We start from the raw sequence: 9339 nt of genomic DNA, 5'->3' as shown, positions 1-9339 counted from the left end.
CACGGACAATCCCCTGCTTCTGTGCTGGGTCGTGGGCATGATTTGCCTGAGTCTGGCCGTGGAACGCGACAGGCTGGCGTATTTCATCATCCTGGGCGCGAGCGTGGCCCTGGGAGTCATGGCCAAATACACCATGCTCGTCTTTATCCCCCTGGCCCTTGTCGCCAGCCTGTGGATCGGTCGGACCCACGCCCTGGGCGAAAGGTTTTGGCCGCGCCTGGGCAAGGCCCTGGGCGCGGGCGGCGTGGCTGGATTCCTGCCCATCCTGCTTTGGAACGCGGGCAACGGCTGGGTTGGGTTCAAACACGTCCTGTACCGGGGCGCCATGGCCGGAGAAAAGGCCGGCACCCTGTTTCGGCTGGAAAAATTTCCCGAATATCTGGGCGGTCAGGTCGGAGTGCTTACGCCGTGGTGGTTTGTTTTCCTGCTGATCGGAGCCTGGGCATGCACGCGCTGGCTTCTGTCCCGGCAGGAGCAGCCAAGTCCTTTCGACCTGCCCCGCCACCACGTCATCCTTCTGGTTGTATTTTTCTGGCCGGTCTGGATTTTTTTCCTGCTCTGGAGCCTGCACACCAAGGTCGAGCTCAATTGGGCGGCCACGGCCTATCCGGCCGGATTCATTTTGGCCGCGATGGCCTTTGAACGCTTCATGCACCGCGAGCCGCGCCCCAGACGTCGGTTTGTCTGGCCGGCCCTGGGAGTTCTGGTTTTCGCCCTCCTCCATCTCCAGGGATTTATCCCGATCGACAGCCCCAAAAATCCGGTTCATCGCCTGCTGGGCTGGCAGGATCTGGGCACGCGGGTCGATCAGTTGCGCCTTGACCTGGGCGGGCCGGAAACGGTTTTTCTTTGCAGTGATGAATACGGCCTGACCGCCCAGCTGTCGTTCTACGTGCCAGGGCAAATCCGGGCCTATTGCGTGGCCGGTGGGCGAAAAATGAACCAATACGATCTCTGGCCCGGGCCCGGGCCGGAATTCGAAAGCGCGGTCTACGTGGTCAAGGGCGAAAAGGCGGGTGTTCCGGATCGCGTGGCCCGGCTTTTCGAAATTGTTGATCCGCCCTTGGTGGTGACGACAACCCATCAGGGTCGCGCGGGTCAGACCTTCACCCTGTTCGCCTGCCGGGGCTTTCAGGGCGGCTGGCCACCACAGGAAGGGTCGATTTTTTAAAACTGGATGCCGCGCGCGGCCAGGTAGGACTGGGAGGCCAAAAAATCAGCCTCGGTATGCGGCTCGCACGTCGCGCTGACGGACGGGTGCTTCGCGAGCCAGCTCCAAAGCTCCTCCCATGGGATGGAACCCAGACCCAGACCGCGATGCTGGTCCGCGCCGCCATCGTTATCGTGCAGATGCAGGTGGCCGATATGGCCGTCCAGGGCGGTCAGCCATTCGTTCAGATTCCGGCGCTCATGACCACGGGCGAAGCAGTGCCAGTGCCCCAGATCCAGGCAGGCCCGGGCCCGACCGTCCAGGGCGTCGAGCACGGCCAGATGATGCGCGGGCGTTTCCTCAAAGACGTTTTCCAGGAACAGCGGGGCAGCGCCGGCGCGATTGAGGACCGCGTTCCAGGTGGTCACGGAACGTTCCAGCCAAAGATCCTGAAAATTGGCGTAGGTCAGAGGGTCATAACCGAGATGGGCGATAAAATGGACCGGACGATACACGGCGGCCACGCCCACGGCCTGGAGTAAGCGGCTTTGGGTGGCATGGTGAATGAGCGCGTCCAGGCTGCCCGGATGCAGATCGAAAAAAGGCAGATGCACGGCGCAGACCAGCCCGGCGTCGCGCAGCATGGCCGCGGTCCGCGCGTGCCAGTCCGGAGACAGGCTATCCAGGGCCCAAACATCCAGACCCAGTTCAGGATTCAGGCCATGTCTTAAAAAAAGGTCCAGGTAGCGGGGATGCTCCTCGATATAACGCAGGGGCAGATTGACGAAATGCATGTCAGTGCAGGGTGTCCTCGACCGTGATGGCCCAGGTGTCGAATTTGGCGGGCCGGAAGACAAACCGTCGCCCGCTTCCGGCCTGGCTGAGCAATACGACCACGCCCTGATCGGTCAGGGCAATCCGGGGCTCGCCGCGAAACGGATTGTCGACACCGGTTTCAAGCTCGGCCCGCAAACGCCGCGCGATGGCCAGATTGCCCTGATCCAAACCGCGCGTAGCGTCCTTGGCGTACATTTTCACCACGTCACCCAGACTGCGTCTGGACCAAGCGTCTTCGCCCCGCCGAAGCATGGTTTGAATTTCCTTTTCCATGGTCACGACATACGGCGGCGTGGTTTTCAGGCGCTGTGGGGCCCACTCCTCGCCCACGATTTTCCACGCATCGCCCTGCCGCATCCAATACAACCGCCGCCAACCTTCCTGGATGGAATCGTGGGCCACGGTCTGTTCGGGAAAAAAGCTGACCACGTAACCCGGTCCTTCCAAAATTTGAATTTTCCCCATGCGCACGTCGATCCAGGGCCTGGCCGTGAATTCGGCCCGAATCGCCGTCTGGAATCGTTCAAAAGATTTACCCGAGGACTGGGCATAGAGCTTGGAATCGTAAAGTCCAAAAAAACGTTCATCCCGCCGTTCGCGGGTCGCGCTCCAGGCCCACGTGCCCTGGACGACGCCCTGGGGCGCTCCGGCCCTGGTCGCGTTGCCCCATGCGATGTCCTGTCCGATGATCACCGGTGTGCCGTGCCGGGCAACATGGTCATCCAGATGATCCACGTCGGCGTTGTTCATGGACACGCAACCCTTGGTCTGCCTGGGCGTGATGGGCTCGCCCCGGCCGTGAATCCAGATTCCATACCCGGTTTTGCTCCGGATACGGTCCACGGGATTGGGATAATTCAGCGGAAAGGCGGTGTTGCCATAAAGGAGAAAATCCAGGCCGGAAGTGATTTTGCCGGTAACGAAATAAACCCCCTCGGGGGTTTTCAAATCGCCCTCGACCTGCTTGTCGCCGTCGCGCTGCCCCGTGGTACAAATCAGTTTCTTGAATTTGTCCAGCCGGGTCGCGTTTCCCGATGACCGGACCAAGAACGCGCGTTGCCGGCTTTTGTCCACGGCCATGAACAGCGGGGGCATGTTGGGACGGGGAGTCAGGGTCGGACGCCAGTTCGCCGCGTCCACCAACGTGGGCGCGGCGAACTGCAAGGCCAAGACAAGAGCAAACCACAGTTGCATGGATGGACGATCAGCTCCGGGCCGTTTCAACCAGTTCCTTGCGGGTGAAGATGGTCCGCAGCTCGAATCCGGCCTTGGCGATATTCTCGCGGCCACCCTGCTCGCGGTCCAACACGCCCATGATGGCCACGATGTTCAGACCCTGCTCGCGCACGCGGTCCACGGCCTTGAGGAGCGTGCCACCGGTTGTGATGACATCCTCCAGCAGGCAGACGTTCATGCCCGCCTTGAAGTTGTTCAAGCCTTCCAGATACTGGTTGGTGCCATGGCCCTTGGGCTGCTTGCGGATGATGAAACCGGGGAGAGGATAGCCTTCCAGGTGTGAAACCACGGTCACGCTGGACACCAGCGGGTCGGCGCCGAGCGTCATCCCGCCCACGCCCTGGATGCCGCCGTGGGCGCGGATCATGTCCAGGAAGAACTTGCCGATGAGCCAGGAGCCCTCGGGATGCAGGGCCGTGTGTTTGCAGTCGAAATAGTAATCGCTTTTCTGGCCCGAGGTCAGGGTGAAATCACCTTCGAGATAGGATTTCTCGAGGAGCAGTTGGGCCAGTCGTTTCTTCAGGTCGGTCGTCATGCAATCCTCTTATTTGAACACGCGGCCAAAAATCGTGTGTTCATGCCGCAGATAATACTTCAGATCAAAGGCCTGATCCAACCGGGCGGCATCCAAGCGACCGGTGATGGCCGCGTCGGCGCGCACGGCCGCCTCGAAGGGGGTCCGGTCCTGCCAGCAGCGCATGGCCACGGCCTGGACCATCTCGTAGGCCTTTTGCCGCTCCAGCCCGGTTTCGACCAGGGCCAGAAGAACGCGCTGGGAAAAAAACAGGCCATACGAACCCATCAGATTGCGTTCCATGTTCTCGGGGATGATGCGCAGGTTTTCGAGCACGCCATTGAGCCGATTAAGCATGTAGTTCACCATGATGGTCGAATCCGGCATGATGACGCGTTCCACCGAGGAATGACTGATGTCCCGTTCATGCCAGAGGGCCATGTTTTCCATGGCGGCCAGCGCGTTGCTCCGCACCAGGCGGGACAGACCGGTCAGGTTCTCGGCCGAGATGGGATTCTTCTTGTGGGGCATGGCCGAGGAGCCTTTCTGGCCCTTGCCAAAACCTTCCTCCACCTCGAGCACCTCGGTGCGTTGCAAGTGCCGCAGTTCGACGCAAAGGCGTTCGACACCGCCGGCGATAAGGGCCAACGCCGTGAAATACTGGGCATAGCGGTCGCGCTGGATGACCTGGGTGGAGATGGGATCAACCCCGAGGCCCAAAATATCCAGGGCACGTTTTTCCAGTTCGGGTTCCAGCTGGGCGTAGGTCCCAACCGCGCCGGAAATCTTGCCAACGCGGATGTTCTCCAGGGCCGCCGCCCAACGCTCGCGATGGCGCTGAAATTCGGCGTGGAACACGGCCATCTTCAGGCCAAAGCTGGTCGGCTCGGCGTGGATGCCGTGGGTGCGCCCCATGCACAGGCGGCCGGCATGGGTTTTGGCCATGGATTCCAGGGTGGCCAGAAGTTGGTCCAGATCCTTGAGGATAATCTTGCCGGCACGGGTCAACAACAGAGCGTTGGCCGTGTCCACGATGTCCGAGGACGTGCATCCCAGATGGATGAACCGCGAGGACGGGCCGACCTTTTCCTCCACGGCGGTCAAAAAGGCGATAACATCGTGCTTGGTGATTTCTTCCAGTTCCAGGATGCGGTCCAGCTCGAAATCGGCCTTGTCCCGGATCGTGGCCATGTCCTCGGCGGGGATGACGCCCATGGCGTGCCAGCCCTCGCAAACGGCCAATTCCACTTCGAGCCAGGCCCGGAATTTTTGTTCCAGGGTCCAGATCTCGCCCATTTCCTTGCGTGTGTAGCGTTCAATCATACGTGTCTGTGTGGAGCCGTGGGGTGCATTCCTCCTTGAAAATGGAGGTTCGGCGCACGGTCTTGCGGATAAAGGGAAAGAAAAAGGCAGCCGAAGCTGCCTTCGTCATGAGGACGTCGTGGTTGCCGTATCCGAAGAGGACGGTGAGGATGACTCCTTGCTGCCGTTGCCGCCGGATGCTTTGCAGTATCCGGAAGCATACCAGCCCCCGCCCTTCAGGACAAAGGAGGTGTTGGAGATGACCCGTTGGGCAGCTCCGCCGCAGACGGGACAGACTTTGTCCCGATCCTGGAAATCCTTCTGCCATTCCTCGAAAATCTGATGGCAATCCTCGCAGCAATACTCATAAATCGGCATGATGACCTCCGCAAAAACTATTTCTTGGCGGCCGCCTTGGCTTCGCGGATGCGCTCTTTCAGGCGCTCCTCGCGACGTTTGCGACGGCGGTCCAATTCTTTTTTCCGTTCGGTTTTCTTCTGAGCCATTATGTTCTCCTCCAGGGGTATGATATGTCGACTGAATGGAAGACTGGGCTCATATAATAGGGATCACCCTTTTGTCCAGCCTGACCGCGCGCCAAATTCCCGGAACTCACACGGGCACCACGGTGTAGTCCCGGCGCCCAAGGCCCAACTGTTGGGCATATTCCAAAAGATAGCAGCCCTGGACATGCCCGTGGATGGCTTCAAACTTATCCTGACCGGAAGCGATGCCCTCGGGCAGGGCGCTGGGATACAAAGGCGGCGCCTGATTGACCAAATCCAGACAGGCCTGATCCAGGGCCACCGGGTCCCAGGCGGCCAAAAGGCCCAGGTCCGGGCAGATGGGCGCGTCGGAAAAACCCGTGCAGTCACACCCCGGACTGACCTGCTGCACGAAGTTCAGATGCAATGTCCGCCGGGACCGGCCCAGGAGAGCCGCGGCCGCGTATTCGGCCATGCGTTCCAGAAAGGTATTCACGTCCACCCGCCAATCCACTTCCAACCCGCCGGTCTTGCAGGCCAAAAAACAAGCCGCGCAGCCGGCGCACTTGTCCCGGTCAATCCGGATTTTGCGATCCGCCCCCAAGGAGAGCGCGCCATGGGCGCAAACCTCGACACACTGCCCGCAGCCCGTGCAGTGCTCGGGATGGACGGCCGGGCCCAACCCGCAATGCTGCCGCATCTTGCCCCGCCGCGTGGCGCAGCCCATGCCGACGTTCTTGATGGCGCCGCCAAAACCAGCCAGATCGTGGCCCTTGAAATGGCTGACCGTGACCAGCATGTCCGCGTCAACGATATCCCCGGCCAGAAAGGCCTGCTCGAAATGACGGCCCGGACAGGGCACGGCCCGCTCGTTGCCGCTTTTCAAACCGTCGGCCAAAATGACCGGCGCGCCCAGCACGTTGGGATCATAGCCATGCCGGGCGGCCTGCAGGGCATGGGACACGGATTCGCCACGCTGGCCGACATACAGCGTGTTCGTGTCGGTGAGAAAAGGCTTGGCCCCGCATTTACGCAAAAAGGCCAAAAGCGGCACGAGTTGCAGGGGCCGGACATGGCCCGTTCCGCCACCCTCGCCAAAATGGAGCTTGACCGCGACCAAATCCCCGGAGCGCACCTCGGCGCCCAGCCCGGCCAGCTTGAGCAGGCGCTTGACCTTGGCCTCGAACGGTGCCTTGCGGGACGCGCGCAGGTTCCAGAAATAAACAGCTTCGGCCATGGCTCACCGCGCGGGAATGGGCTCCTGGGCTTCCGTCAGCAAGAATCTGCCGTCCAGAATCCAGCGTTTGAGCTCCTCGGCCACCTCCAGGGACAGGGTATAGCTGGTCACGGGCGTGGTCGGCACCTCCTTGCCATCCACGGTGATCGAGCCCTGCTTGAGCTGGGCAAAGGTCACGTGACCATATCGGGACGGATAGCCATTGGGATAGTCCTCGCCGTAGTCGACCACGGGCACCAGGATATCCTCGTCGGCCACGCCCGTGTACCAGGCCATGTCCTCGTTCAGGATGGGAATGGGAATGCCCAGGCCCACGGCCAGGGAGCACCCGTAGCCGACGATGCTCACCCCGCGCACATAGCGGGGGCTCATCCCCTTCAAGTCGCCCTTGACCATGATCGTGCCCGAGGGCGTCAGGGGCACGCCGCGCTCGGTGCGCTTGGGATCGGGCACGTGCTGGGTGCCCTCGCCGATGACGTACCCAATGCCACCGCCCAGAAAAATACGCGTGCCCAGGCCAATGGTCCTGAAATAGGGATCGTTCAGGAGCGGGCTCAACTCACCGGCCGTGGCGTAGTTGGCGTTGCCCATGTTCGACTTGAGTGGTCCCATGTAGGTGTACTTGAGCTTGGGCGTGCAATTGATGGCGCAGTTGTAGTTCTGGTAGCAATTCCGCGGGTTGAGCAGGATGGCGTTCCGCAACTCGGCCAGCGACACGTTCTTTTCGATGGCCTTTCTGGGATAGCAGTCCGTGCCGTAGGCCTCGGCCTTGAGATGGACCCGCTTGCCTTTCAAAAGGTCCTCGATGACGTGCCCGCCTCCGTATTTAAACTGGCCCGGGTACACCTTGTTCAGGGGATCGTCTTCCGAGGGCTCGGTGGCGCCAAGGTAGGAGTCCACGGCGGCCAGGCCGGCGTGACACGGAACGCCGTTCAGCCATACCTTGGAAGTTTTGATGGTCGGCGGCTGCTGCCCGATGTTGAACAACATCCCCGAGGAACACATGGGCGAAAATGTTCCGGTGGTGACGACATCGACTTGGCGGGCGGCCTTGACCTTGCCTTCCTTGCGAACTAAACTGGTCATTTCGCTGGCGTTGAGGACGACCGCTTTTCCCTGCCGGATTTTTTCGTTGATTTCGGCGATGGTCCTGTGGACTTCGAACGTGGCACTCATACATGTCCTCCCGTGAGATATCGGACCACTCCCGGTCCGCGGGAGCGGACTATGTCTGATTTGCCCGTCGGAGTAAACCGGACTTCGTGTCGTCCTGGGAGTACTGCATCATGGATCGTGTCTATCAGGGGCTGCAACAGGCCTTTCCCGCCGAGGAACTGGGCCGTTGGAGCTCGTCGCTGGGCATGAGTGTCGATGAAAACGTGCTGACGGTCCGCTTTCCACATAAATTTTTCGCGGAGTGGTTCGAGACCCAGCTCCGCGCCCGCTTCGAACAGGCCCTGGCTGGAACCGGACTGGCCATTGTCTACCAGTTCCAGGTCGGCGACCGGGATGTTGTCGTCCGCGAACGCAAACCGCCGAGTTCAACGCGGCCCTTTGGCAATGAGTTTCTTTTCGACAACTTCCTGGTCAACAACAAAAACTATTTTCCCTTGGCCTCGGCCCAGGAAGTGGCCCAAAGCCGCGAGGTCCAATACAACCCTTTCGTGCTGTGCGGGGAAAGCGGCGCCGGCAAATCCTTTTTGCTGCGAGCCATCGCCAACGCCAGGAGCGAGCAGGACGGGACCGGGATTTTCGTGGCTGGCATCGAGGATCTGCACGAACTTTATACCTCGCGCGGCGATGCCCGAAAATTTTTGACCACCATGAATTTTCTCGGCATCGACGACCTGCAGGACATTGCCAGGCATCAATATCTGCAAGGCGAACTGATCGCGCTGTTCGATCACTTCCACACCAGGCGCAAACAGATGGTCTTCGCCTGCGCCGGCAAGGTGTCCGGATACACGTTTTTGGCGCCCAAGCTCAAATCCCGTCTGGAATGGGGCCTCATCGTCACCCTGAAGGCTCCGGATCTGGACATCCGGACCCAGTACGCCGTGGCCCGTTGCCGGGAGCGACGCATCGACCTGCCCAAGGAGCGGTTGCTCCTCCTGGCCCAACGTTTTTCGGACCTGCGCAATCTTGAGGGCTGCATCCTGAAACTCTGGGCCTACCGGGAACTGATCCACGACCAAATTTCCGATGAAGATTTCGACAACATACTGAATTATCTTGATGATCGCTCCGTGACGACCATGACCGTGGACCAAATTCTGGGTACGGTTTGCACCCATTTCTCCCTGACCAGGGACGAAATCCTGTCCGCCGGCCGCAAGCAGAATCTAGTCTTTGCCCGCCAAGCGGCCATGTTTCTGTGCCGCAAGCACCTGGGCCTGTCCTTTCCGGAACTGGGCCGGGCCTTCGGCGGCCGGGACCATTCCACCGTGCTCTACAGCTGTCGAAAAATCGAACAATTACAGCGTGATGATAAAAACGTAAAAACGATGATACACGCCCTGTCCGAACAATGCATGGCCATGGACGACACGGGGTCGACCATATTTCCCGGATAAAAGGA

The 9339-nt window shown here is 60.5% G+C and carries 9 protein-coding genes; 2 read left to right on the top strand and 7 right to left on the bottom strand.

Annotation, left to right across the window (positions count from 1 at the left end; translation table 11 throughout):
• A partial coding sequence (locus EOL86_01180) for a dolichyl-phosphate-mannose--protein mannosyltransferase (GenBank protein NCD24194.1) occupies positions 1-1171 on the top strand: 1171 nt, incomplete at its 5' end.
• Here the strand turns inward: EOL86_01180 and EOL86_01175 are convergent.
• The 7 genes from EOL86_01175 to EOL86_01145 all read right to left on the bottom strand — a co-directional run bounded on the left by EOL86_01175 (position 1168) and on the right by EOL86_01145 (position 7937).
• Positions 1168-1944, bottom strand: coding sequence for a sugar phosphate isomerase/epimerase (locus EOL86_01175; protein ID NCD24193.1), 777 nt, complete (start codon positions 1942-1944; stop codon positions 1168-1170). The two genes, EOL86_01180 and EOL86_01175, sit on opposite strands and share 4 nt — an antisense overlap.
• Before the next feature lies 1 nt (position 1945).
• A complete protein-coding gene (locus tag EOL86_01170; protein NCD24192.1) occupies positions 1946-3181 on the bottom strand; it encodes a hypothetical protein in 1236 nt (411 codons plus the stop codon).
• 10 nt (positions 3182-3191) lie between these two features.
• The gene (gene pyrE / locus EOL86_01165) at positions 3192-3758 is read right to left on the bottom strand and encodes an orotate phosphoribosyltransferase (GenBank protein ID NCD24191.1); all 567 of its coding nucleotides are present in this window, start codon (positions 3756-3758) and stop codon (positions 3192-3194) included.
• A gap of 9 nt (positions 3759-3767) precedes the next feature.
• Positions 3768-5060, bottom strand: coding sequence for an adenylosuccinate lyase (locus EOL86_01160; GenBank protein ID NCD24190.1), 1293 nt, complete (start codon positions 5058-5060; stop codon positions 3768-3770).
• Positions 5061-5165: 105 nt separating this feature from the next.
• Positions 5166-5417, bottom strand: a complete 252-nt coding sequence (locus tag EOL86_01155) for a zinc ribbon domain-containing protein (GenBank protein ID NCD24189.1) — start codon at positions 5415-5417, stop codon at positions 5166-5168.
• A gap of 234 nt (positions 5418-5651) precedes the next feature.
• Positions 5652-6761 carry a DUF362 domain-containing protein gene (locus EOL86_01150; protein ID NCD24188.1) on the bottom strand — a complete coding sequence of 370 codons (1110 nt, stop codon included), beginning with the start codon at positions 6759-6761 and terminating at the stop codon, positions 5652-5654.
• A gap of 3 nt (positions 6762-6764) precedes the next feature.
• Positions 6765-7937 carry a hypothetical protein gene (locus EOL86_01145; GenBank protein ID NCD24187.1) on the bottom strand — a complete coding sequence of 391 codons (1173 nt, stop codon included), beginning with the start codon at positions 7935-7937 and terminating at the stop codon, positions 6765-6767.
• A gap of 110 nt (positions 7938-8047) precedes the next feature.
• On the opposite strand from EOL86_01145, the gene EOL86_01140 reads away from it, so the two are divergent.
• Positions 8048-9334, top strand: a complete 1287-nt coding sequence (locus EOL86_01140; protein NCD24186.1) for a chromosomal replication initiator DnaA — start codon at positions 8048-8050, stop codon at positions 9332-9334.
• The last annotated feature ends 5 nt before the right edge of the window (positions 9335-9339 follow it).

Source organism: Deltaproteobacteria bacterium (assembly GCA_009930495.1).
Classification (GTDB): Bacteria; Desulfobacterota; Desulfovibrionia; order Desulfovibrionales; family Desulfomicrobiaceae; genus Desulfomicrobium.
The sequence above is the reverse complement of the archived record's forward strand: the minus strand, read 5'-3'. Positions and strand labels throughout refer to the sequence as shown.